Origin of the sequence: Flagellimonas baculiformis (assembly GCF_033441575.1) — a bacterium.
GTDB lineage: Bacteria > Bacteroidota > Bacteroidia > Flavobacteriales > Flavobacteriaceae > Flagellimonas > Flagellimonas baculiformis.
This window is the reverse complement of sequence record NZ_JAUZVW010000016.1, coordinates 47,554-69,277: the sequence shown is the minus strand read 5'-3', so window position 1 is coordinate 69,277 and position 21,724 is coordinate 47,554. Positions and strand designations below refer to the sequence as shown.

The following is a 21,724-nucleotide window of genomic DNA, read 5'->3' as shown; positions in this document are numbered from 1 at the left end:
AAACAATGAACTTATGTGGGCAAAATTGATGAACATCGTATTGGGCATATGGCTGATGGCTGCACCGAGTGTCCTGGAATACGGTCCAGCGGCATCGGACAATGGGCATATCATAGGTCCCATTATAGTTACCTTTTCCACCATTTCCCTTTGGGAAGCCACCCATATTGTGCATAAATGGAACTATCCGTTCGCCCTTTGGTTGTTGCTGTCACCATGGGTCTTGGGATACGAAGTGGCGACCGCAAGTATGAGCGATATGGCCGTAGGGATCATGGTATTGGTCCTGTCTTCCAAAAAAACGGGTATGAAGAACCGTTATGGAGGAGGATGGTCCTCTTTATGGGAGAAAAATCCGGAGCACATGAAAGACCAAAGGAACAATGAAAGCGAAGCGGAGCGCAGGGAAAGCCCTTGATGTTTCAAGCAAAAAGTTGGACGGTTCAGGTCAATAAAGATGAAGTGCAATTCGTAGGTTCACAAAAACAATGCTGCCGAGCATACAGAACTGATACTGCACTATGAAAAAAATAAAGGATCTTTCAACAGCATCCATCGAACTGATTCTTTCCCATCTGGAAAACAACGACGAATTCGATTGCAGGCTTCCGGGCGGCGGATCGTTGCATATAGAAAGCGGTCTCCCTTATCTGATCATTTGCCGAACAAAGAACAAGGACACGGGGACCAAGGAATTTGTAATGAGTGAAGCATGTTACCTTATCATCGGGCGAAAGGATTTTAAAGGATACCAAGAACTTATTTTTTCCCTGGCCGATCATTTTTCCACCCTCTACAAGTCCTATTTGTTGTTTGAACTTTTCTCCACGGAAGAAAGCAGTCGTTCCTTCACCATCAAAGGTCCAGCGACAAAACTTCCTAAAACCCTTACGGTCTTGGAAGATGGCCTACGCCAAATCGATCAAATAGCTCCTGGCACACGCATAGAGATTAGAACGGTGGATACGCCAAACAGACACCCAAAGGGACGCAGGCCCCTTCTTACCATTGAAAAGACCAAACAATGCGGGGCCCTCTTGTTGGGCCTTGAGGTGCCTCCTGTATATCGGACTGCACAGGGTCAATTGTTTCCCGTTTTTTTCAGGGAATTCCATAATGTATTGACCAAGGCGATGCAGCGTGCCATTTATGAATTCATCAGGATACAGACCGTTTGTGGAGTGAACAGCTATAACGCACTCGGACAACGATATCCAAAGGAAAAGGTTTTTGAAATAGACCGCAAACTGACGGAAATTGAAAAATCCTATCAGTTTCTTTGGTTGGTATCGCCCTCCAACATCCATGACATCAAGAAGACGTTCTTTGAGAGCGGCTTTGAAACCATACTTGATTATCACTATCGGTTGTTGCCCATAGATCCGGACTTGCTAAAGAGGGAACTCTATGCGCTCAAGATCGAGAAGATCGAAGACCCGGCCCTGTCCTATATATTCCGTCAAAAAAGGGAAGAACTGGACCATCAGATCACCATGCTGCACGAGCGCGGCACGCCCAATTTTTTCTACAACAGCATCCGGTTGCACCAGGGGATAGGTAAATCTCTCAAAGATGAGGCTGAAAACCTGTTGGAACAATTGCCAGAAACCAGTAGCGATGCCACTTCCGAAAATCTCATGGATGTGATGGAATTTGCTGCCCTGGCCCAAAAGGAAATTGATTACCTAAAGGAACAGGACGAGGATTTCAACTGTAAGATCCAAATCCGGAAAGACCTGAACATCATGATGGTTTCGTTGGGCGATCTTTTCATTCCGGCAGATTTCAGTGCAAAGCGGAAAGAGGCGGAAGCTTTGATACAGCATGAGGTAGGTGTCCATGCCCTGACCTATTATAACGGCAGGCAGCAACCTCTTGAGCAATTGAGTGTTGGACTGGCTGATTACGACCCGCTGCAGGAGGGATTGGCGGTCCTCTTTGAATATCTGGCCAATGGACTCAGTACGAATCGGTTGCGGACATTGGCCGGCCGTGTCGTGGCGGGATGGGCCAGAGTGAAGGGGTATGGCTTCAAAACCATATTTGACCAGCTTGTCGATAGGTTTGGCTTCGGCAGGACAAGGGCCTTTAACATCACCTCGCGAATCATGCAAGGTGGTGGGTTTCTCAAGGACATCATTTATCTAAAAGGACTTTTGGAATTGAGGGACTATTTAAAAAATGGAGGCCAAATTGAGCCTTTGCTCTCTGGAAAATTCGGATTTCACCACATTGATACCGTGCAACAATTGACGGAAAGAAAAATATTGAAACCACCCATCCTAAAGCCCAGATACCTTTTCGATGCCCATTTTGAGACCAAGTTGGACATGATCAGACGAGGGTTGCCACTACACGCCATGGTGTGCGACAATACCCATACAGAAACCTTAATTGCAAGAAAATGAAAATATGCTTTGTCTTGAATAAAGTGGCCACGGAAGCCAATGGCACATCCATCGCATTGATGGCCAAAGCCCACGAAATGGGACACGAAGTCAGTGCGGTAGGGGTAGGGGGATTCAACCTTGACCATGAGGGCCATATAACCCTTGATACCATTTCGGTGAAGAAAGGGAAGAAAATGAAGACAGCGGCCCAATATCTGGAAACCTTAAAAGGTCCGACCGCCCAACATGAACGGTTGGAGGCCGGTTCCTTGGATGTCTTGTTCATACGGAACAACCCCACGGAGGAACGTGCGGGCCGGGAATGGGCGGAACACTCGGGGATTGCATTTGGGCGTATGGTACAGCAGTTAGGTGTACTGGTGCTCAACGATGCATACGCACTCTCCAACGCATTCATTGATAAACTTTATTTTGAAGAGTTGCCAAAAACCATCAAGCCGGCCTCCATCATTACCCGAAAAAAGGAGGATATCCTCAACTTTTGGGAAGAGAACAATAAAAAAATGGTGCTGAAACCTTTGGAAGGTTCGGGAGGGCAAAATGTATATCTGATCGATGAAAACCAAAAAAACCTCAACCAGATTTTATCCACTTTGACCCTGGAAGGCTACATCATAGCCCAGGAGTTTCTTCCCGAAGTAAAACATGGCGATGTCCGTGTCTTGCTCATGAACGGAAGGATATTGGAACAAGATGGGAAGCAGGCCATAATCCGTCGGGTAAGTGGCGAAGGGGAGTTCAGGAGCAATTTTTCCCTAGGGGCCACAGCAGATAGCAGCCAACTCACACCAGCTATGCAACATATCGTGGATGTCACCGCACCACGGTTGATAGCAGATGGGCTTTTTTTTGTGGGCCTGGATATTGTAAAGGACAAGCTCATAGAAATAAACGTGCTGAGCCCCGGAGGGTTGAACTGGTTCGCCCATATTGACCTGCCGGATTTCACCGAGCCTGTCATCAAGGCGATAGAACGAAAATTGGAATATAAAAAAATGTACGGAGGCCGAATCTCTAACAAAGCTTTGGCAACCCTGCACTAAATTGAATCGATGAAAGGGGAAATATCCAGGGTAGTTGGGGAGTATAGTTCGGGAAAGTCCGGACACCTGTTATTAGTCACTGCGGGCATTCATGGGAATGAACCCAGTGGGGTGGTAGCCTTGCAAAGAGTTTTTAAGGAACTGCATCAGTCTAGACCAAAAATCAAGGGCACCTTGGTGGGAATTTCGGGCAACCGCAAGGCACTCAAAAAAAATGTCCGCTATATTGATGAAGACCTGAACAGGATATGGACCGAGGAAAACCTCAAAAGGGATATGCCCGAATCATCCGAGCAGATAGAGATGGGACATATTATTGGGGCATTGAACAGATATCCGCAAAAAAACTATGGCAAACGCTACTTTTTGGATTGCCATACCACCTCTTCGGAGAGCCTCCCTTACATATCCGTACAAGTGGTCAATAACAACGAGCAATGGGCAAACCATTTCCCAGTGCATATCGTTCGGGGTTTCAGCGATTTGATAGATGGCGATATCGATCATTATTTAAGCAGCCAGGGGATGACAGGTTTTGTCTTTGAGGGAGGTCAACACCAAAGCCAAACCGCAGTTGAAAACCATGAGGCGATGATCTGGTTGGCATTGGAGGGAGCTTTGGGGCTCGATTTGGAAACCTTATCCTGTTACCCAAAATGTGTGGAAAACTTGGCAGCAAAAAGTGCATCGACAAAAAAAACTTTCGACATCGTTTATCGCCACAGTTTGGGAAGAGGGGATGAATTTAAAATGGAGGCCGGTTTCAAAAACTTCAGCAAAATTGGCAAAGACCAATTACTGGCCCTGCACAATGGGAAAGAAATACGGAGTGAGCAAGAGGGCCATATTTTTATGCCCCTTTACCAGGTCGAAGGGGACGATGGCTTCTTTATCATTGAAGAGGTCGAAACCCCTTGAACATGGAGCCCCAAAAATCAATGATCATAGTCGGAACATTGAAGACGTTATGAATGACCATAATACAGCATAGAACACATTGGGAAAAATTCAAGGACAAGGTAAGGTCCCTGTTTTCTGGGAATCTATCATCCGGTGTGCTGATGATTGTCGCCGTGATCGCTGCCCTAGTGTTTGCCAATGTGGGTTGGGCTTCGGAATACCATGCATTTTGGGAATATCCTTTGGATATCCAACTCAACGATGTCAACTTCGACATCACCTTGCATGAATTAGTGAACGATGGCCTTATGGCCATTTTCTTTTTTATGATCGGGCTGGAAATAAAACGGGAACTCATTGCCGGGGAACTTTCAAAACCCCGACAGGCCGCGCTACCCATACTCTGTGCCCTTGGAGGGCTTATCTTTCCCGCCCTGATCTATATCGCCCTAAATTTTGGAAAGGACACAATTCAAGGTTGGGGAATTCCCATGGCCACCGATATTGTGTTCGCTTTGGTCTTGCTGACCTTGGTGGGCCATAAAAAAGTTCCAGCGAGCCTAAAGCTGTTTGTGACCGCACTGGCCGTTATTGATGACCTTTGTGCCGTATTGATCATTGCTTTCTTTTACACCGATCAAATTGTGTTTGAAAGCCTCTCTTGGGCCTTCATTTCCTTTTTTGTATTGCTACTGGCGAATAAGATTGGGATAAGAAACCCTTTTTTTTATGGAGCAGTCGGTTTATTGGGCATTTGGACGGGCTTCTTTCTTTCGGGTGTGCATGCCACCATTGCCGGGGTCATTACCGCAGCGGCCATCCCTGCAAAGGTGGGGATGAACGAGAAACAGTTCACCACCAACATCAGGAATCTTATCACCACCTTTGAGGACACCCATTCCCTGGATTCCGTTTTTATCCAAAAAGAGCAGTTGGAGTTGGTGCAGGTCATACAAAAAGCCATCCGAAAAACCGTTCCTCCCCTGCAAACCATAGAAAAAGTGCTGCAACCCTTTGTGAATTTTGTGGTGCTTCCCTTGTTTGCCTTTGCCAATACAGGGCTTATCATTAGGGCCGAAAGCATGGGGCAATTGTTACAACCATTGTCGCTTGGAATTGTTCTGGGTTTGGTAGTGGGGAAATTTTTGGGGATATCGATCATTGCCCGTTTGGCCGTGGCCACCAAAATTGCCACACTTCCTGAAAAAGTGAAATGGCCCCAACTGTATGGAGCCGCTGCCTTTGCAGGAATAGGCTTTACCATGTCCATTTTTATTGGCGATTTGGCTTTTGACAACGAGGCGTATGTGTATCAGGCCAAACTGTCCATTCTTTTGGCCTTCGTGCTTGCTGTTCTATTGGGCATGGGGATTTTTCGGTTTTTTGTGAAGGCAAAAAAGAGGAATCATACGGTCGTGGAGGAATCTCATTGAATCGAACATCATCCTACGGAAAAATTTAATCCGCTTCGATCTTATGGACCAGATAATCCAATAATTTTTCCCATTGGTATGCTTGAAAACCTGCCCAGGCCCCTTCAGCAAGCAACGTATTGATGAGTTTACGCTTTCCGGCTTCATACCCCTCATTGTTTATGGCTTCATTTTTTCCAATTTCATGGGCGTAGATTTTGTTGCCCTTGATCTGTACCTGAAACGTACTCGTTGCCTCCTTGATAAAAAAATGTTCAATTTCCTCACTCTGTAACCACTTGTCGGCGGGGCTCTCACTTGGGCTTACCGTAAAATTTGCCAACTGCTCATTTTCCACGATGTTATTCACGATCACCCAATTTTCGGGAAACGGACCAGGCAGCACTATCTTTATGTAGTCATTGATTTGGGGCCGATCCGTCATTCTTTTTTCGCCCTTTGGACCAAATAATTGAAAACTGGCCGTGATACCGGGCAGTTTGGACCATTGGTTGACATTGAACAGTTTCTCTTTGGATTTTTGAAACAATTCATGAACCCGTTGTCCGTTGCCAAAATCGTTATGGCTGCTATAGGTTTTATCCTTACTTTTTTTTGTGCTCATATTATTTTCGATGCCATTTCTTTCGGAACCACCATACGCTCGCCTGAAGATAAATTGTTGCGAGCACAAGCGGCACCAAATGTTGTCCCGTTCTTATAAGGTTCAACATTCCTTTGTCCTGTATTTGTGATAAATTGTGAATATGATCCAACAGTTTTGCATTGAAAATCATAAAAAAAACCATGGTGAATAGGATAAATGCATAGTTCAGGTAAAAGAAAAGGTTCTTCTTCTCCGTCCATTTATAATATACCGCAATTGAAATGGTAAAAATCCAAGTGCCCCATATGCTCATCAGGTAATAAACCAGTCTTGGTTGCAGCATTTCCCAATTTCCCGTTCTTACGTCTTCCCCTATAAGCACAATAAAGTACATGGGAAATACCATCAAAATGACGAAGACAAGGAATAGAATCGATTTTTTACTGGAAACCATTTTTGACTTGGGTTCTTTTGATTTTGAAAACAAACTCTTTTTAGACTGATGTCTGTTTCTGTTCTTCAATTCCTTTTATAAGCTTAGTAAAGGGAGTATTGAATTTTTCGATACCTTCCTCAACAAGATCATGGGCCACTTGCCTCATCTGAATGCCCGATTCTTCAATCTTTTCCAACGTGCGTGTTGCTTTGTCCATGTCTTCTTTTAGACTTTTTGTGGCCTTTCCATGGTCCCGAAAAGCGTTGAGCGTTTCCATGGGAACCGTGTTGATAGTGTTCCCGCCAATCAGGGCCTCCACATATTTCACGTCGCTGTACGAAGGGTCTTTGGTACTGGTACTGGCCCAGAGCACCCGTTGTGGTTTTGCACCTTCACACTCCAATTTCTGGAAGCGTTCACTGGAAAATACGTCTTCATAAATAGTGTAAGCTTTTTTGGCGGATGCAATGGCCACTTCGCCCTTCAGGTGGTCCAGCCCTTTTTCTTCCAGCATGGGGTCCACCATCACATCGATGCGGCTGAGGAAAAAACTGGCCACGGAGCGCACCCCCGCAATGGAGTGTCCTGCCTTGAGCCTATCTTCCAACCCTCCCAAATAGGCCTCTGTTACTTTTTTATATCGATTTAGGCCAAAAAGCAGTGTCACGTTGATGTTGATTCCAACCGAGATACATTGGCGAATGGCCAAAAGACCTTCCAACGTACCCGGAATCTTGATCATCACGTTCTTGCGGTCCACTCTTTGCCAAAGCTCCCTGGCCTGATTAACGGTTCCTTCCGTATCACGTGCCAAGTGCGGGGAAACTTCCAGACTCACAAAGCCATCATTTCCGTTGGATTCGTCATAGACCGGTTTAAAGATATCCGCAGCCCGTCGGATATCAGCAATGGCAATCTCATAAAAAATAGCCTCGTTCTGCAGCCCCTTTTTTGAATGTAGGGCAATGTCCCCATCATAATCGGAGCTATTACTGATCGCTTTCTCAAAAATGGCAGGGTTTGATGTGAGTCCCCGCAAGCCATTCTCCTCGATGAGTTTTTTCAGTTCACCGGAATCCATGAGATTTCGGTCCAACAAATCCAGCCATATACTTTGGCCGTGTTCATGTATTTGGGTTAAATTGTTCATTTTTTCTCTATTTTACTGTTCCCGCAAAAGCAGGAATCGTTGTTCTACTTTCTTTTTATGAAATCAATGCTTTGGCCCTTTCCACCACATGTTCCACGGTAAAGCCAAATTCCTGCATGACTTCTTCACCTGGGGCCGATTCGCCAAACTGGTCAACACCGATAACATCTCCTTCATCCGTTACATACTTGCACCAACCCATGGGGGAAGCAGCCTCAACGGCCAATCGCTTCCGCAGGTTCTTGGGAAATACTTTTTCTTTGTAATCCGCACTTTGTTTTTCAAACAGTTCCCAGGAGGGCATACTCACCACTTGGGCATGAATGTTCTCTTCTTTCAATTTTTCTTGGGCCGCCAAGACCAATTGTACCTCCGAACCGGTTCCAATAAGAATGAGGTCGGGCTCAGCTTCAGCCTCGGAAATAATGTAGGCTCCCTTTTCAAGTGCCTTGGCCTTGGTATATTTTTCTTGGTCGATGATGGGCAGGCCTTGCCGCGTCAATACAATCGCAACCGGTCCACCAGAATGCTGGATGGCCACGCGCCAAGCTTGTGCGGTTTCATTGGCATCGGCGGGACGGATGACGGTCATATTGGGCATGGCACGAAGCCCCAACAACTGTTCCACAGGCTGGTGGGTGGTGCCGTCCTCCCCCAAACCGATACTGTCGTGGGTATAGACCATGATGGGCCGTATCTTCATGATGGCTGCTAGCCGCAGAGGTGGTCGCATATAATCCGAAAATATGAGGAACGTGGCACCGTAAGGAATCAGGTAGTTACTCAAGGCCATTCCATTTAAAATGGCGCCCATGGCATGTTCGCGTACCCCAAAATGAAAATTGCGCCCTTCCCGAACAGTTGCGGTGAACGACTCAAAATCGTTCAATTCTGTGGTGGTTGAGGGAGCAAGGTCGGCGGACCCTCCCAATAAATTAGGCAAATGTCCCGCTATGGCGTTCAATATTTTCCCCGAAGCTTTCCGCGTCGCCATCTTGTCCCCGGGCTTGAATACGGGCAGCTTTTCTTCCCACCCTTTCGGTAGATTTCCACTGCTCAACTGTTCATATTCTTCGGCCAGCTCTGGATATTTCTCTTTATAGTTCTTGTAGAGTTCGTTCCACTTCTCTTCCTTTTTTTCACCTTTTTTACCGGCATTGCGATAAACATCCAACACTTCATCGTCCACTACGAACTTGGCTTCTGGATCAAATCCAAAATTTTCCTTCACCAACTTCACCTCATCTTCGCCCAAGGGTGATCCATGGGCTTCACCGGTATCTTGTTTGCTGGGACTGCCATAGGCAATATGGGTGCGCACCTTGATCAAAGAAGGGCGTTCGGTTTCTTTTTTGGCTTGTTTTATCGCTTCGGAAAGGGCCTCCACATCGTTGCCATCATCCAGCTCCTGCACATGCCATCCGTAGGATTCAAATCGTTGCGCGGTATTGTCGCTAAAGGTGATATCGGTGTCCCCTTCAATGGAGATATGGTTGTCGTCATACACATAAATGATATTGCCCAACTTCAGATGCCCGGCCAAGGAAGCCGCCTCGGCACTGACCCCTTCCATGAGGTCGCCATCACTGCAAATGGCATATATTTTATAATCGAACAGGTCAAAATCGGGCTTGTTGAAACGAGCCGCCATAAATTTTTGGGCAATCGCCATTCCCACACCGTTGGCAAAACCTTGGCCCAATGGGCCTGTGGTCACTTCCACGCCCTTTACCAAGTGTTTTTCAGGGTGTCCCGCCGTTTTGCTGTGCAGTTGTCTAAAATCCTTGAGGTCATCCATGGACAGATCATATCCCGTCAAATACAGAAAATTGTATTGCAGGATGCATGCATGGCCCGCCGAAAGGATGAATCGGTCACGGTTGGCCCAATCGGGATTTTTAGGATTGTAGTTCATGGCCTCGGTCCAAAGTACATGTCCAGTGGGTGCAAGGGCCATGGCTGTTCCCGGATGGCCGGACTCGGCTTTTTGCACGGCATCAGCTGATAAAATTCGTACAGTGTCAATTGCTTTTTGTGCTATGCTTTCGATGGTTTTGTCCATTTTCAAAGATTTTAGGTTCGCTTGTAGGGAAATATGACTTCCGAGAAAGTAGAAATCTTGTGAGGATTGGATGGATGGAATCGATATAAAAATTGGTTCAAAAACAGGGCTGTACCTTGGCCATTGATGTAAACATGGTTTGAACTAATAATTGAATTGAAAACGACAAAGAAATTCCCCACAGATGAATAGGTTTGGGATAGTAAATGGGGCAAACTCCATAAGAAATCATTTTTACAATCCCCAGATGAAAGTATAATGCAATGAAAAGATCTCATCTCCCCATATGGTATGGTATTTCTATCGGTGTTTCCGCAATTGTTTATTTTCTATTGCTGTCACTGTTCGGGCTGCACGAGAATCCTTTCTACAGTTCGGCGAACATCGCTTTTTTTGGAGTAGGTCAATTCTTGTTGATCGTAAAATTCAAGCAGGTTACCGAAGGTTTGTTTAAATATCAAGATGGATTCTGGGCCATGTTCAAGGCCGGAATCATTGCCACTTTTATCATCACCGCTTTTTTTCTTGTGTACCTTACAGAACTAAATCCCGATTTTTTGCAGGAAATGCTCACCATGTGGAAAGAAGATTATGATCTGAAGCCCGGTACCGTCATTTTCGGGCTCACTTTGATGGGGTTTTCCACCAGTTTAGTGTTTTCCCTAATCCATATGCAGCTCTTCAAAAGGTCGTGGAACACCAAGGAGGGAAAAAAGCATACCTTGTAACGGTGGCCTGATCTTTTTGGCTGATTTTTTCCTTTACCATCCAAGTTAATTTCTTTTGAGTCGATCGCGGCATCGGGAATCCTTTAATTTCAGGGACAATGTATTTTTTCACTTAAAACTTTTTCTATGAAATTGAAAGAAAAGAAGATAGCCATATTGGCCACGGACGGATTTGAACAATCAGAGCTTTTTGAACCCTTGGAAGCCCTAAAGAAAGAGGGTGCCACAGTGCATATTGTCTCGGACAAGGAGGGCGAGATCAAGGCTTGGGACAAGACGGATTGGGGGAAGCGCATAGCGGTGGACAAGAAAGTGGATGAGTCCCATGTCCTCGATTATGATACCCTAGTGCTGCCCGGAGGGGTAATGAACCCCGATACGCTGAGGACACATACCGTTGCCGTCAATTTTGTAAAGGCTTTTTTTGAAAGGAGCAAACCTGTGGCGGCCATTTGCCATGCGCCATGGCTTTTGATCAACGCTGAGGTGATAGATGGACGAAAGGTCACCTCCTACAAGAGCATCAAACAAGATGTGATCAATGCGGGCGGACTTTGGGAAGACAAAGAAGTAGTGGTCGATAACGGTCTGGTCACGAGCAGAAACCCGGGGGACCTGCCAGCCTTTTGCAGCAAGATCATCGAAGAGGTGCTGGAAGGGAAGCATGAAGGGCAACACGCCTAAAAAACCCTTCTTGCGGTTGGAGAAAGGGTCAAGAAGTCTCTGTGACAATCTTGTCCTCCTCTGCACCCAGTTCCTTTAAAGATTTCACCACATCATCCACCATTTCCGGCGGGCCGCAAACATAGAAGTATTGTGAAAAGTCGGAAAGGGTGGATTTTAAAAATGCCCTATCCATATGTCCCTGTGGAAAATCCTCTGTTTCTTCCTCGGATAGGATGTTGAGAAACCTTCTTCCCAACATGGTCTCAAATTTGTCCCGGAGGAAGATGTCTTTTTCTTCCTTGTTGGCAAATATCAAGGCATTGTCCTTCATTTCATCATGATATTCCAATGACTTCAGAATGGCAATAAACGGGGTAACCCCGGCACCACCAGCCAAAAAGGTTCCCTTTCCCTTATACGTAATGGCACCGAAAACCTCCCTCAAAATAAGCTCATCGCCTTTGTTCAGCGTGGAAAGTTTCTCGGTGACGCCATTATGGGCGGGATAGGTCTTTATCGTAAACTCCAGATGATCCTCCATGGGCAGATTGGTGAAGGTAAAGGGCCTTTTTTCATTCTTCCATTCCTCTTGGTTGATGGATACCTCCGTGGCCTGGCCTGGCTCAAAACCATAGCCATCGGGTTTTTCGGCCACGATGCCTAGAACATTATGGTTGATGAATTCTATCGATTTGATTTTGACAATGTGCTTTTCCATTTTCTTTCATTTTTGATTTGTAAGTAGAAGATTCTTCTCGAAACGGTTCTGGGAACGCAAGTGCAAAATTCTGGACAGCTACAATTCGCCTTCGCGGTTTCCAACTGATGGTTTTGGGCATCGACCTCTCTCATCCAGCAATTCCAATAAAATAAAAAAACCCTGCGCAAACAGGGTTTTACATCAATTGCACATGGAAATGTGGTTTATAACGGTCTGCGTCCTGAAATGATGTTGTACAGAATGGCAATTATGGCAATCACCAACAAAATATGAAGGAGACTACTGGTGCCGATGCCGGCAACGATGCCAAAAAAGCCCAAAACCCATATCACTATACAGATCACTGCTACCAACCAAAGTAAACTTCTCATAATTTTAGTTTTGTATTGTTCTGCCATAAATCTAGGCACCAATGGAAGAGCATATTGATCTATTCGGGTGAATTGTTGACCCGAAAGGCAAAAAAAAATGATGTTCGGGGGACTACTCCTCCCTTTCTCCATTTTGTAAATGGATTGGATGCAAAAAGAAACTCCATCTTAGGGCAAATGTGTCCGGCCATCCCTTCAAAAAACGTTCTAGGCATGCCAAGTCACAGGGTCTTGGAACAGGTTGGGAAATGAATCAATAATCTACTGGAAAAAGACAAGGAGGGACAGTGTTATCCTCTACATTGTGATGGAATAGGGAACGGAAGATTCCCTTTTAACTTAATGATAATTAAATAACAACACTATGAAAATTTTAAAAACAGTTACAGTTTTCACAATGCTCTTTATGGCTTTTGGAACGTTTGCCCAAACGAAAGAAGACCAGAGAATCATTGATGATGCCCAAAGGGCCAAAAAACAATTGATGAAGAAGGACAAAGGACTTGAAAACTTCTTCAATAATTCATCCGGATACGTCATTTTCCCGAATGTGGGAGAAGGTGGTTTCATCCTTGGTGGCGCTTCGGGTAATGGCGTGGTCTATGAAAACGGAAGAAAGGTTGGAATGGCCGACCTTAAAAAAATCGATGTTGGGTTTCAGGCCGGTGGACAAGCCTTGACCGAGGTCATATTTTTTGAGACCGAGGAAGCCCTGGCGGAATTCAAGGATGGGGAGTACACCATTTCAGGAGACCTTTCCGCAGTCGTAGTGGAATCGGGTGCTTCTGAAAACATCAATTACAATGATGGTGTGGTCGTTTTTGCCATGCCCAAGGCCGGTTTGATGGCCGACGCTTCGGTAGGAGGCCAACGATTTGAATACAAGCCGTTCAAATAATCCATTGCATTTGCATCACAAAAAAGGTCGGTAGAAATACCGACCTTTTTTTTGTCCCCAACGGGAACTTATAGAAACCTTTCGTATTGATTCGGATGCAGTTATAAGTTTACATATCCTTTCTCGTCCTCTTTGGAGCTTTTTTTCCTGGAAATCTGGTCCATTGGGAAAAAGGGTACAGGTTTGTTGTTCTCACTGTCCCAAAAATAGGAGTTTTGCAGGTTGACGCTCAAGAGAGCCAGATCAGGATCTTCCTTCCCTGTGAACCACTTCAACATGGTACAGTTCCACAATTCCTCTCTTTTTTCCCTGTCAATGATATGGGTCGCATTGCCGAACATGGAAAGATATTTCTGTTTTCTCTCATCCGAATAGATGATCTGCACCCGATTGTCTTTCTCAATGTCCTTGTAAAGTGCGCTGTCCTTGGATGTGAAGAACCAAAGGTCTCCCTTGTCATCCATCTGCTGAAGGATCATGGGGCATACCGAAAATGGCGTTTTGTCCAATTGACTGGCTATCATCACTGTTTTTTGTTCATCGATCAAGGTCCTTATTTTCCGAAGACCTTCTTCATTTTCTCTATAATTCCTCTCGTTCATTTTACTCGTTTTTATATTTCTGTTTTAAATTAATGGTATATATGTTCTGCGATACTCTTGTGTAGGGTAGGGGTGTTTTCTTGATGGGCTTACGGTCATGCAAAGCTTTGCTTCTGAGGCCGACCAAGGCCATTTTTATCCATTTAGCTGTATGGCTGCATATTTTCGGCATTCATGCGCACAGGCCAGGCAAGAAGCGGCGCATACCTTGCAATGGTCATGTTCGTGCTGCTGGCACTGCTCGGCACACCACTCGCAGACTTCGGCGCACAACAAACAATATTCTTTGGTGAACTTGATGCCCCCCACTAAAAACTTGATGCAGATCAGGCAGGCATCGATGCACTGTATGCAGCAATTGGGGCAATCGTTGTCGCTTTCTTTCCCCACCATGTTCGCCAAGCAGATTTGACAGTTGATGAAACATTCTTGGCAGGCTTTTATGCAGCTTTCATGATTGGAGACCATATCTTTTGTTTTAATTGTTATCCATACTATTGAAAAGGACCTGACAGGCCCATTGAATTGTGGATGTTCCCTTTTCTGATGTTCTTTCTGGGAAATGGAACACGAAGAGTATGGTAAAGTTAACCGTAATGTGTAGGTTGGGTTTGCTCAAAAAAAAAGATAGTGGACGGTATCGAGGGGTCATTGGCGGTTTCCGGAATCATATCCATTTTTGATCTTCAAAATGGATAATGATTGCCGACAGACCTGATTTGGGCAATAGCGTCAATCCATATTGTTTTTACGTCAATGATCATGGAAAAGAAACGGTATATTACAGTATATCCAGTCAGGATGCCGAACGCACCGGAAGTGCGATGGAAAATGAAGTGTGAACCAAAAAATCCAAAACATGACAGAAGATAAAAGGAAATTCAAAAGAAAAGTGAAACAGAGCAATCCTACGAATCCAACGGGGAACACCAATATCGACACCAATAAATTTGATATTGATGAAAAGACCATCAAAAAACAGCAAAACAAGGAATAGATGCCCATGGAATTACTGGGATTCAGAATCAAAGCTCCCCATTTTGGGGAGCTTTTCTTTTGGTAAAAACGTTTGTGCTTGGATTAGGACGGATTGCGGGGATAGGTCCCTACCGCCGTATCGATTTTGAGGCCCAACAAAAGATTGTTCAGGTCCTCCGCCTGGGCTTGCAGGATGGCAACCGTTACATTGGGCAGGTTGGGATGGTCCAGCACCTGTTGGTAGGATTCCACCAGTTCCTGCTCTTTGTGGAGAATAAGTACATCCAGTTCCTTACGGGTCATGGACCGCTCCAAGGCCATCGTTTCCATAGGCTCGAAAATACCCCCTTTTGTTGTTGAACTGGGTCTGGTATATTGACCATTGGTGATCGTATTCAATTCACGTTCCAACACCTTGGCATCATCTGCCATTTTAAAATGGCGTTTTTTGAAGTAGGGCCGTTTGTGGGGGTACACATCTGCGGTTACAAGCGTTCCATATGCTTTCTCTCCGGCCTTTATGTCCCTCAACACTTTTTCCAGCCTTGTGGTGCCCTCATTGTTAGTATTCCATTCCATATCTCTTTTTTTATACGTTATCGTTTCAATCAGCCAAAGGCAGATGCAATAGATCCGCCGTCAATCCTATAATTGCTCCCATTGATAAAACTTGCCCGCTCCGAGCACAAAAAGGCAATTGCCGACGCAACCTCATTGGGGTTTCCCCTCCTTTGCATGGCAATATGCGGGCGTTTGTTCTGGACGAACCAATCTTCCATCTCTTCCACGGACATGTTTTTCTTTTTCGAAAGTTCCTCCAGCATGGCCTCTGTCATCGGGGTTTCAATAAAGGCCGGGGAAACACAGTTGATCAATAGGTTTTCTCGTGAGTATGCCCTGGAAAGATGTTTGGAAAGATTGACGATTGCAGCTTTGCAGGCATTATAGGGACTTTCTTTTGCATAGGGTTGAAGTGCATTTTCCGAAGATATCAAAATCAGTCGGCCCCAATCCAACTCCTGCATTTGTGGAATGAACGCCCTACAGGCCCGTACGGCTCCCATAAGGTCCACCTGTATGGTTTCCATCCAGTCTTCATCGGTCAGTTCCAAAAAATCTCCCGATGCCCCACGTGCTCCTGCGGAATGCACCAGAATATGGGCTCCGTCAAAATCCTTCTTTACTTTTTCCGCCAGATGGACCATATCTTTTTCCTTGGTGACATCCGTGGGAATGCCCACCATCTTGTTGTCTCCACCCAAATAGGGGTTTAGCTCACATAGGGCTTTTTCAAGTCCCTCGGCGGTCTTGTCGCTCAGCACGATGTTCACTCCTTCAGTGGCCAGAACCTTGGCTGTCTCCAACCCAATTCCAGAATCGGCCCCTGTGATCACTGCCGTTTTTCCCTGTATGTGCAAATCCATGATTGTCCTTGTTTATCCATTTGTAGCAAAACCGGGATAACAGGTCATACCGCCATCCACGAAGATGGTGGTCCCATTGATGTACTCCGATTCGTCCGATGCCAGCCAACTGGCCACGCTCCCCACATCTTCTGGAATCCCGATTCTTTTATAGGGAATGAGTTTCAGCAGCTCTTCCTCTCCTTTAGCCGACCCCCATACTTTTTTGTTAATGTCCGTTTTGATGGCCCCGGGTGCAATGCTGTTGCACCTGATCTTTTTGGCGGCATATTCTTGGCAGATGCTTTCCATCAGCATGAGCAAGGCTCCTTTTGACGCGGCATAGTTGGCATGGCCGGCCCAGGGAATCTCCTCGTGCACCGAACTCATGTGGATAATTTTCCCCAAGGATTTTGAAATTTCCCTACGCATTCCCCTTCTTAGAAATTCCTTGATGGCTTCGCGTGCACACAAGAACTGGCCGGTAAGATTGACATCGATTACCTTTTGCCAGGCTTCAAGCGGCATTTCGTGCAGTGGATGGTCAACTTGTATGCCCGCATTGGCCACACAAACATCCACGGTGCCAAAATGGGAGATTGTTTTTTTGAACAGGGCCTCCACTTCTTTTTCCTTGCTCACATCGCACTGAAAAACAATGGCATCACCGCAAATAGGGTCCTTCTGGATCCAATCGGCGACTTCTTCGGCCTCTTTTTTTCCACTGTGGTAATTGATGACCACATTGGCCCCCTCCAGTGCCATGGATTTGGCCACGGCCCTTCCAATGCCCGAGCTTGCCCCGGTCACGATACAAGTCTGGTCCACTAGGCGTTGATTGGGCTTCTGCATTTTCTGGGATGGGTTTGAAGGGGTTTGATCAATTATACCGAGATGGCAAAGGAATTCTGCTTGTCCTTATATTGTTTGGGGCTGCAGTTGTATTTTGCCTTGAATATCTTTGAAAAGTAGCTTCTGCTTATAAAGCCAATGCTATAAACGACTTCGGAGACGTTCAGGTCAGTGTTCTTGATCAGGTCTTCCGCTTTTCGTATCCGTACATCACGGATGTAATCGGTGACCGTGGTGCCGTGCATAAGTTTGAAGCCTTCCTGTAATTTGGAAGGGGACAGGCCGCCCTTTTTGCACAGATAAGACACGGATAATTGTTTTTCAGGATAGTTGTTGATGAACAAGGAAAGTTCCTGTATCACTTCCCGCTCCCTTGAAGTCAGCGAGGATTCTCCCAGGGCCGCTTTCTGAAGATCATCGGAATGTTGCTGTATCTCAAGGGCCAGGACCATGTGTACCAATCCTTCGATCATCAATCTTCTGGCAATTCCCTTTTCGGAAATGGCATTCAATTGCTGGATCTTGTCAGCTACTTTTAGATTGTATGAACCCACATAAGCAAAATTATCGACGGCGTTCCCGTCAAAGAACAAGTTTTGCAATCTTTGGTTCAAGTGTTTTCCGCTCTCCAATTTTTGGATAGGGTTGACGATGATCAGTATCATTTTCAAACTGACATCCTTTTCAAAGTACAACACGTTGTCCTGTTGTGTTTTACTGGTCAATATGCCCGTCTGAAAATTTTCCAATCGATGTTTTTTCCCATCCAGCCCAAAACTATGGGCCATTTGGCCCTGCGAGCAGTAGGCAAAACAAACGGGAGCATGTTTGGGGGAATTGGTAACCAGCACCAAATCTTCCCTAAATACCACATCAAACTCCAAATAGGATATTCCTCCCTTGAAGGAGATCCCCCTTACGAGCCCTTGGCCCAAAGGTGTGTCTATTTCCAGAATATGCTCTTTGGTATCGATTTGCAGATCACCACCGATTTCTTGCTGGAACTGTTCAAAAATAGTTTCGATTTTAGTTGTCTTAATAGATAGTGTTCTCATGATATTTATTGATTTTAGGGTTGTTGTAGATTGCTCTTCGACAACCTATAAGGTAAATATCGTCATAGAGGGTCACCAAAATCTTACACAACTTTTGGATTCCGTTGCATAATTTTTTGATGTGGTGGAAAGTGTGTTAAAAAGCTCTTAAGAGTAGGAGGGAAGCGTGTTGGAGAAGTTTTAGAGCGGGAGGAAAACCGTAAATGTGGACCCTTTTCCCAACTCACTGCTGGCATGGATATAACCGTGATGGTTTTCCACGATTTTTTTACAGATGGCCAACCCAATACCGGTTCCCGTATATTCCGTTTTTTGGTGCAGCCGTTGGAAGACTGCAAAAATTTTCTGGGCATTCTCATTGCCGAAACCGATACCATTGTCCATTACCGAGATTTTGTGGTACGTTTTGGAATGTTTCAAAAAGTCGTCGGGCAACTCCTTGCTCTGCACTTTTTCAGCGGTTATCCTGATTTTTGGCGCCACTTCGGGGCTGCGATATTTCAATGCATTGGAAATTAGGTTTTCAAAAAGTTGTTCCAACTGAAACCCGACCCCTTGCACCACGGGCAATCTTTCCCAACGGATCTCACCCTTAGCCTCGTTGAGGCGTTCTGCATAGTCTTCCCGTATTTTCTCCAGGATGCTGTTCAGGTCAATGCTCCCAAAATCCTCATGCTTGCTGTCAATCCGTGAATAGGCCAGCAGGTTCTGTATCAGCGATTGCATCCGGGCAGCCACTTGGTATATTTTTTCCAGATAGTCCTTTCCTTTTTCTGAAAGCTTGTTTTTTTCCGTTTCATCGATTCGGGATATGAAGGTTTGGATCTTGCGCAACGGCTCCTGAAGGTCATGACTGGCCACTTGGTTAAAGGATTCCAGTTCCACATTGCTCCTTTTCAGTTCCAGGTTCTTGATGATGAGGTCGTTTTCGGTCATTACCTGTTCGGTCACATCCTGGACCACCCCGATCATGACGAGCTTGCCTTCCCTTTTTATGAACTGCCCCTTGGTCCTTACATATTTCAGCAGCCCTTTTTTGGTGATGATCCTGTAGGTATGTTCCCTTGTTTGATGGGTTTCCTTGAGCCATTGCCCAAATTCGTCATATTGTTTCACATCATCGGGGTGCACGAAGTCCCTAAATTTTTCGAAGGAGGGTTTGAATTCTGTCGGGCCACAGTCCAGGATCCTGTAAAAATTATCGGAGATTGTGGCCGTATCCGTTTCCATGTCCCAGATATAACTGCCGATCTGTGCCATTTTTTTGGCTTCTGACATGATAAAATTCTGTATCTCCAGTTGATCGTTCAGGGCCAATAGATCTTCTTTGGCATTGTACTCTTCGGTATTGTTCCGGACCACTTCCAGAATGCCCTTGTCTATGGGTTTTATGAAGGAATGGAACCAGAGCCTTTCCCCCTTGACGGTCACTTGGCGTTCAAAGTCGATGGTTTCGTTGTCATGATAGCTCTTGATCATTTTGGGGAGCTCATCATTTTCCAGCACGAACGGGAAAGCTTCTGTAATGGGTTTTCCAATGATTTCTGCCGGTTCCAGGTCAAGGTAATCCTTGTTGCATGCATTGGCAAACGAAATCCTGAAATCGACCACGGTGCCATCCGGATCGCGGATCGGTTCATAATAATTCATGATGTTGTCCGTGCTTTGGATGATGTTCTGCAACAAAGTCTCGGAGGACTGGATCTGGTCTTTTTGCCTGCGGAGCCGAACAAAGGCAATGGTAAACACGATGATGGAGAACAGGGCCAATAAAAGGGTGGTGAGCGGAGTGAGAAACGTAAGCTTTCTATAGGCTGCCAAGCGATTTTTTAGTAGCTTCTGGTTATGTAGGAGCATTTCAATCCGCGTATTTCGGAGGTTTTTCGAAATGGAGGCTGCCCTTTGCACATAGACCATGACCGTAGAGTCGGCCTCCAATGGCCGTATTTTGCCATGTAGGGCGGTCAGTGTGGTATGGAGGCTATCCTTCAATTGGGAGATGGAGGCAAGATGGGCCTGGTGGCCGGGCACATCCTTTACCAAGTCACAAAGTCGTTCGAGGGTCTTGTCGCTATCCTCTTTATGGTCCAGGTAAGAATCTACAAATACCGAATCCTTCAAGATGACCGACCTGAACTCTGCGGATTCCATCAGGTCATATTGGGAGAACAGGGTGTTGATTTCCTTGTCCACGGTGAGGGATTGCGATACCAATTCGGCAGAGGTCTCCAAATCCTTGATCTGTTTGAACAGTAAAGCGGTGATCAAAAGCAGCACGGCTATGACCAAGGTAAGGGCTAGTTTGTCCGCCCAGAACGAGTTGGCTATGCGACGAAGAATATTGTTGTCCATCTATCTGCTAAACAACCAAATTTCGTGGTTGGAGTTTTATGGTTACGATGGCTCACAACCGCAACAGGAAGTTGTCCTTGTTGAGGTTGGAGGTATGGTACTGCCAATTGATCTGCAATACCTTTTCTATTGATTCCCTTAATTTACTAAAGTTATTGGGTTTGTTCAAGTAAATGTTCGCCCCGTTCACAAAAGTCTCCTCAATGTCCTTTTCCGAGGAAGAGGTGGAATAAATGGCAATGGAAATAGGGTTCAATATGGGGTTGAGCCGTATCTCCTTTAGACACTGCATCCCATTTTTGATGGGCATGTTAAGGTCCAAAAAAATCAGATTGGGCAGGATGACATTTGGCAGATTCAGATAATCCATCAATTCCTTTCCATTTTGGAACAAAGATAATTTTGTACGGACTGATATTTCCTCAATAGCTTCTTGAAAGAACAGACGATCGTCCTCATCGTCATCGGCCAAAGCAATGTTCAGGATTTTGCTGTTGACTTGGGGTGGGTTTATTCTCATATAGGTTGTTGTAATCTATTCTCTTTTCGTTTCCTTACTATTGTTTGGAATTTCGTGGGGGTCAGGCCTGTTGTTTTTTTGAACTGGTTGGATAAATGGGCTACACTGCTGTAATTCAAGCGGTAGGCTATTTCCGTCAATGTCAAATCGGTATTGGCCATGAGTTCCTTTGCATAGTCCACCTTTCTGAGGATGATGAAATTTTCGATGGACGTATAGGTCGTTTCCGAAAAAAGATTGGACAGATAGGCGTAGGAATAATTCAATTGATCGGTCAAATACGACGATACTTTGTAGAGCCTTACCACATCGTCTTGGAGCATCTCGTCTATGGTATTTTTGATACGTTGCACCAAATCCACTTTTTGGTCCATCAGGATCTGGATGCCATACTTTTCGAGATTCAGGGCCAATTGCTCCATTTTTTCGGTGGAAGGTGTCCTCTTGAGTTCTACCTCGCCCGTGCTGTGGATACAATGTGGAATGTCCAACTTGTCCAATTGTTCCCGTAAAAGAGTTTTACAGGTAATATTAAGATCATATGTTACATTCATTTT

The 21,724-nt window shown here is 45.4% G+C and carries 25 protein-coding genes; 10 read left to right on the top strand and 15 right to left on the bottom strand.

Features of this window, described 5'->3' with window-relative positions; translation table 11 throughout:
- Nucleotides 1-13 precede the first annotated feature (13 nt).
- The 5 genes from SD450_RS17930 (at nt 14) to nhaA (ending at nt 5,787) form a co-directional block, all read left to right on the top strand.
- Nucleotides 14-418, top strand: coding sequence for an SPW repeat domain-containing protein (locus SD450_RS17930; RefSeq protein WP_318345756.1), 405 nt, complete (start codon nt 14-16; stop codon nt 416-418).
- Nucleotides 419-521: 103 nt separating this feature from the next.
- Nucleotides 522-2,408, top strand: a complete 1,887-nt coding sequence (locus SD450_RS17925) for a flavohemoglobin expression-modulating QEGLA motif protein (RefSeq protein ID WP_318345755.1) — start codon at nt 522-524, stop codon at nt 2,406-2,408.
- Nucleotides 2,405-3,454: a glutathione synthetase gene (locus SD450_RS17920; RefSeq protein ID WP_318345754.1), complete on the top strand. Its 1,050-nt coding sequence runs from the start codon at nt 2,405-2,407 to the stop codon at nt 3,452-3,454. Before SD450_RS17925 ends, SD450_RS17920 begins: the two co-directional genes overlap by 4 nt.
- Before the next feature lie 9 nt (nt 3,455-3,463).
- Nucleotides 3,464-4,372 (top strand): succinylglutamate desuccinylase/aspartoacylase domain-containing protein, encoded by a 909-nt coding sequence (locus SD450_RS17915; RefSeq protein WP_318345753.1) that lies wholly within the window; start codon nt 3,464-3,466, stop codon nt 4,370-4,372.
- 53 nt (nt 4,373-4,425) lie between these two features.
- Nucleotides 4,426-5,787, top strand: coding sequence for a Na+/H+ antiporter NhaA (gene nhaA, locus SD450_RS17910; protein WP_318345752.1), 1,362 nt, complete (start codon nt 4,426-4,428; stop codon nt 5,785-5,787).
- Nucleotides 5,788-5,812: 25 nt separating this feature from the next.
- Here nhaA and SD450_RS17905 read toward each other — a convergent pair whose 3' ends face one another.
- From SD450_RS17905 to tkt, 4 genes are all read right to left on the bottom strand, one after another.
- Complete coding sequence (locus SD450_RS17905) at nt 5,813-6,391, bottom strand: hypothetical protein (protein ID WP_318345751.1); 579 nt, start codon at nt 6,389-6,391, stop codon at nt 5,813-5,815.
- Nucleotides 6,388-6,633 carry a hypothetical protein gene (locus SD450_RS17900; protein WP_318345750.1) on the bottom strand — a complete coding sequence of 82 codons (246 nt, stop codon included), beginning with the start codon at nt 6,631-6,633 and terminating at the stop codon, nt 6,388-6,390. Before SD450_RS17900 ends, SD450_RS17905 begins: the two co-directional genes overlap by 4 nt.
- Nucleotides 6,634-6,867: 234 nt before the next feature.
- On the bottom strand, nt 6,868-7,959 hold the full coding sequence (gene tal, locus SD450_RS17895) for a transaldolase (protein ID WP_318345749.1): 1,092 nt from the start codon (nt 7,957-7,959) through the stop codon (nt 6,868-6,870).
- A gap of 55 nt (nt 7,960-8,014) precedes the next feature.
- Complete coding sequence (gene tkt, locus SD450_RS17890) at nt 8,015-10,021, bottom strand: transketolase (RefSeq protein ID WP_318345748.1); 2,007 nt, start codon at nt 10,019-10,021, stop codon at nt 8,015-8,017.
- 263 nt (nt 10,022-10,284) lie between these two features.
- Between tkt and SD450_RS17885 the strand changes: the two genes are divergently transcribed.
- Entirely contained in the window at nt 10,285-10,749 is a 465-nt protein-coding gene (locus tag SD450_RS17885) for a DUF4199 domain-containing protein (RefSeq protein WP_318345747.1), read from the top strand.
- A 126-nt stretch (nt 10,750-10,875) separates the two neighbouring features.
- The gene (locus SD450_RS17880; RefSeq protein WP_318345746.1) at nt 10,876-11,433 is read left to right on the top strand and encodes a type 1 glutamine amidotransferase domain-containing protein; all 558 of its coding nucleotides are present in this window, start codon (nt 10,876-10,878) and stop codon (nt 11,431-11,433) included.
- Between the two features lie 28 nt (nt 11,434-11,461).
- Here SD450_RS17880 and SD450_RS17875 read toward each other — a convergent pair whose 3' ends face one another.
- Complete coding sequence (locus tag SD450_RS17875; RefSeq protein WP_318345745.1) at nt 11,462-12,133, bottom strand: ferredoxin reductase domain-containing protein; 672 nt, start codon at nt 12,131-12,133, stop codon at nt 11,462-11,464.
- 206 nt (nt 12,134-12,339) lie between these two features.
- A complete protein-coding gene (locus SD450_RS17870) occupies nt 12,340-12,507 on the bottom strand; it encodes a lmo0937 family membrane protein (RefSeq protein ID WP_318345744.1) in 168 nt (55 codons plus the stop codon).
- Nucleotides 12,508-12,871: 364 nt separating this feature from the next.
- Here SD450_RS17870 and SD450_RS17865 point away from each other — a divergent pair, with 364 nt between their 5' ends.
- Nucleotides 12,872-13,405, top strand: coding sequence for a lipid-binding SYLF domain-containing protein (locus SD450_RS17865; protein WP_318345743.1), 534 nt, complete (start codon nt 12,872-12,874; stop codon nt 13,403-13,405).
- A gap of 101 nt (nt 13,406-13,506) precedes the next feature.
- Here SD450_RS17865 and SD450_RS17860 read toward each other — a convergent pair whose 3' ends face one another.
- Entirely contained in the window at nt 13,507-14,007 is a 501-nt protein-coding gene (locus SD450_RS17860; RefSeq protein WP_318345742.1) for a pyridoxamine 5'-phosphate oxidase family protein, read from the bottom strand.
- A gap of 135 nt (nt 14,008-14,142) precedes the next feature.
- Entirely contained in the window at nt 14,143-14,475 is a 333-nt protein-coding gene (locus SD450_RS17855) for a four-helix bundle copper-binding protein (RefSeq protein ID WP_318345741.1), read from the bottom strand.
- Between the two features lie 230 nt (nt 14,476-14,705).
- Here SD450_RS17855 and SD450_RS17850 point away from each other — a divergent pair, with 230 nt between their 5' ends.
- Nucleotides 14,706-14,849 (top strand): hypothetical protein, encoded by a 144-nt coding sequence (locus SD450_RS17850; protein WP_318345740.1) that lies wholly within the window; start codon nt 14,706-14,708, stop codon nt 14,847-14,849.
- 17 nt (nt 14,850-14,866) lie between these two features.
- Nucleotides 14,867-15,004 (top strand): hypothetical protein, encoded by a 138-nt coding sequence (locus tag SD450_RS17845; RefSeq protein ID WP_318345739.1) that lies wholly within the window; start codon nt 14,867-14,869, stop codon nt 15,002-15,004.
- A gap of 83 nt (nt 15,005-15,087) precedes the next feature.
- On the opposite strand, the gene SD450_RS17840 is transcribed toward SD450_RS17845, so the two are convergent.
- From SD450_RS17840 to SD450_RS17810, 7 genes are all read right to left on the bottom strand, one after another.
- Entirely contained in the window at nt 15,088-15,564 is a 477-nt protein-coding gene (locus SD450_RS17840; RefSeq protein WP_318345738.1) for a hypothetical protein, read from the bottom strand.
- A 29-nt stretch (nt 15,565-15,593) separates the two neighbouring features.
- A complete protein-coding gene (locus SD450_RS17835; protein WP_318345737.1) occupies nt 15,594-16,409 on the bottom strand; it encodes an SDR family NAD(P)-dependent oxidoreductase in 816 nt (271 codons plus the stop codon).
- A 12-nt stretch (nt 16,410-16,421) separates the two neighbouring features.
- The gene (locus tag SD450_RS17830) at nt 16,422-17,240 is read right to left on the bottom strand and encodes an SDR family oxidoreductase (protein ID WP_318345736.1); all 819 of its coding nucleotides are present in this window, start codon (nt 17,238-17,240) and stop codon (nt 16,422-16,424) included.
- Nucleotides 17,241-17,272: 32 nt separating this feature from the next.
- Nucleotides 17,273-18,295 carry a helix-turn-helix domain-containing protein gene (locus SD450_RS17825; protein WP_318345735.1) on the bottom strand — a complete coding sequence of 341 codons (1,023 nt, stop codon included), beginning with the start codon at nt 18,293-18,295 and terminating at the stop codon, nt 17,273-17,275.
- 180 nt (nt 18,296-18,475) lie between these two features.
- Nucleotides 18,476-20,647 (bottom strand): ATP-binding protein, encoded by a 2,172-nt coding sequence (locus SD450_RS17820; protein ID WP_318345734.1) that lies wholly within the window; start codon nt 20,645-20,647, stop codon nt 18,476-18,478.
- 52 nt (nt 20,648-20,699) lie between these two features.
- Nucleotides 20,700-21,167, bottom strand: coding sequence for a response regulator (locus SD450_RS17815; protein WP_318345733.1), 468 nt, complete (start codon nt 21,165-21,167; stop codon nt 20,700-20,702).
- Entirely contained in the window at nt 21,164-21,721 is a 558-nt protein-coding gene (locus tag SD450_RS17810; RefSeq protein WP_318345732.1) for a helix-turn-helix domain-containing protein, read from the bottom strand. The genes SD450_RS17815 and SD450_RS17810 overlap by 4 nt, the downstream gene beginning before the upstream one ends.
- Nucleotides 21,722-21,724 lie beyond the last annotated feature (3 nt).

Excerpts from the sequence above, each read along its gene's own strand:
- SD450_RS17930 (WP_318345756.1), top strand. The coding sequence starts at position 14 with ATGTGGGCAAAATTGATGAACATCGTATTGGGCATATGGCTGATGGCT.
- SD450_RS17925 (WP_318345755.1), top strand. The coding sequence starts at position 522 with ATGAAAAAAATAAAGGATCTTTCAACAGCATCCATCGAACTGATTCTT.
- SD450_RS17920 (WP_318345754.1), top strand. The coding sequence starts at position 2,405 with ATGAAAATATGCTTTGTCTTGAATAAAGTGGCCACGGAAGCCAATGGC.
- SD450_RS17915 (WP_318345753.1), top strand. The coding sequence starts at position 3,464 with ATGAAAGGGGAAATATCCAGGGTAGTTGGGGAGTATAGTTCGGGAAAG.
- nhaA (WP_318345752.1), top strand. The coding sequence starts at position 4,426 with ATGACCATAATACAGCATAGAACACATTGGGAAAAATTCAAGGACAAG.
- SD450_RS17905 (WP_318345751.1), bottom strand. The coding sequence starts at position 6,391 with ATGAGCACAAAAAAAAGTAAGGATAAAACCTATAGCAGCCATAACGAT.
- SD450_RS17900 (WP_318345750.1), bottom strand. The coding sequence starts at position 6,633 with ATGGACGGAGAAGAAGAACCTTTTCTTTTACCTGAACTATGCATTTAT.
- tal (WP_318345749.1), bottom strand. The coding sequence starts at position 7,959 with ATGAACAATTTAACCCAAATACATGAACACGGCCAAAGTATATGGCTG.
- tkt (WP_318345748.1), bottom strand. The coding sequence starts at position 10,021 with ATGGACAAAACCATCGAAAGCATAGCACAAAAAGCAATTGACACTGTA.
- SD450_RS17885 (WP_318345747.1), top strand. The coding sequence starts at position 10,285 with ATGAAAAGATCTCATCTCCCCATATGGTATGGTATTTCTATCGGTGTT.
- SD450_RS17880 (WP_318345746.1), top strand. The coding sequence starts at position 10,876 with ATGAAATTGAAAGAAAAGAAGATAGCCATATTGGCCACGGACGGATTT.
- SD450_RS17875 (WP_318345745.1), bottom strand. The coding sequence starts at position 12,133 with ATGGAAAAGCACATTGTCAAAATCAAATCGATAGAATTCATCAACCAT.
- SD450_RS17870 (WP_318345744.1), bottom strand. The coding sequence starts at position 12,507 with ATGAGAAGTTTACTTTGGTTGGTAGCAGTGATCTGTATAGTGATATGG.
- SD450_RS17865 (WP_318345743.1), top strand. The coding sequence starts at position 12,872 with ATGAAAATTTTAAAAACAGTTACAGTTTTCACAATGCTCTTTATGGCT.
- SD450_RS17860 (WP_318345742.1), bottom strand. The coding sequence starts at position 14,007 with ATGAACGAGAGGAATTATAGAGAAAATGAAGAAGGTCTTCGGAAAATA.
- SD450_RS17855 (WP_318345741.1), bottom strand. The coding sequence starts at position 14,475 with ATGGTCTCCAATCATGAAAGCTGCATAAAAGCCTGCCAAGAATGTTTC.
- SD450_RS17850 (WP_318345740.1), top strand. The coding sequence starts at position 14,706 with ATGATTGCCGACAGACCTGATTTGGGCAATAGCGTCAATCCATATTGT.
- SD450_RS17845 (WP_318345739.1), top strand. The coding sequence starts at position 14,867 with ATGACAGAAGATAAAAGGAAATTCAAAAGAAAAGTGAAACAGAGCAAT.
- SD450_RS17840 (WP_318345738.1), bottom strand. The coding sequence starts at position 15,564 with ATGGAATGGAATACTAACAATGAGGGCACCACAAGGCTGGAAAAAGTG.
- SD450_RS17835 (WP_318345737.1), bottom strand. The coding sequence starts at position 16,409 with ATGGATTTGCACATACAGGGAAAAACGGCAGTGATCACAGGGGCCGAT.
- SD450_RS17830 (WP_318345736.1), bottom strand. The coding sequence starts at position 17,240 with ATGCAGAAGCCCAATCAACGCCTAGTGGACCAGACTTGTATCGTGACC.
- SD450_RS17825 (WP_318345735.1), bottom strand. The coding sequence starts at position 18,295 with ATGAGAACACTATCTATTAAGACAACTAAAATCGAAACTATTTTTGAA.
- SD450_RS17820 (WP_318345734.1), bottom strand. The coding sequence starts at position 20,647 with ATGGACAACAATATTCTTCGTCGCATAGCCAACTCGTTCTGGGCGGAC.
- SD450_RS17815 (WP_318345733.1), bottom strand. The coding sequence starts at position 21,167 with ATGAGAATAAACCCACCCCAAGTCAACAGCAAAATCCTGAACATTGCT.
- SD450_RS17810 (WP_318345732.1), bottom strand. The coding sequence starts at position 21,721 with ATGAATGTAACATATGATCTTAATATTACCTGTAAAACTCTTTTACGG.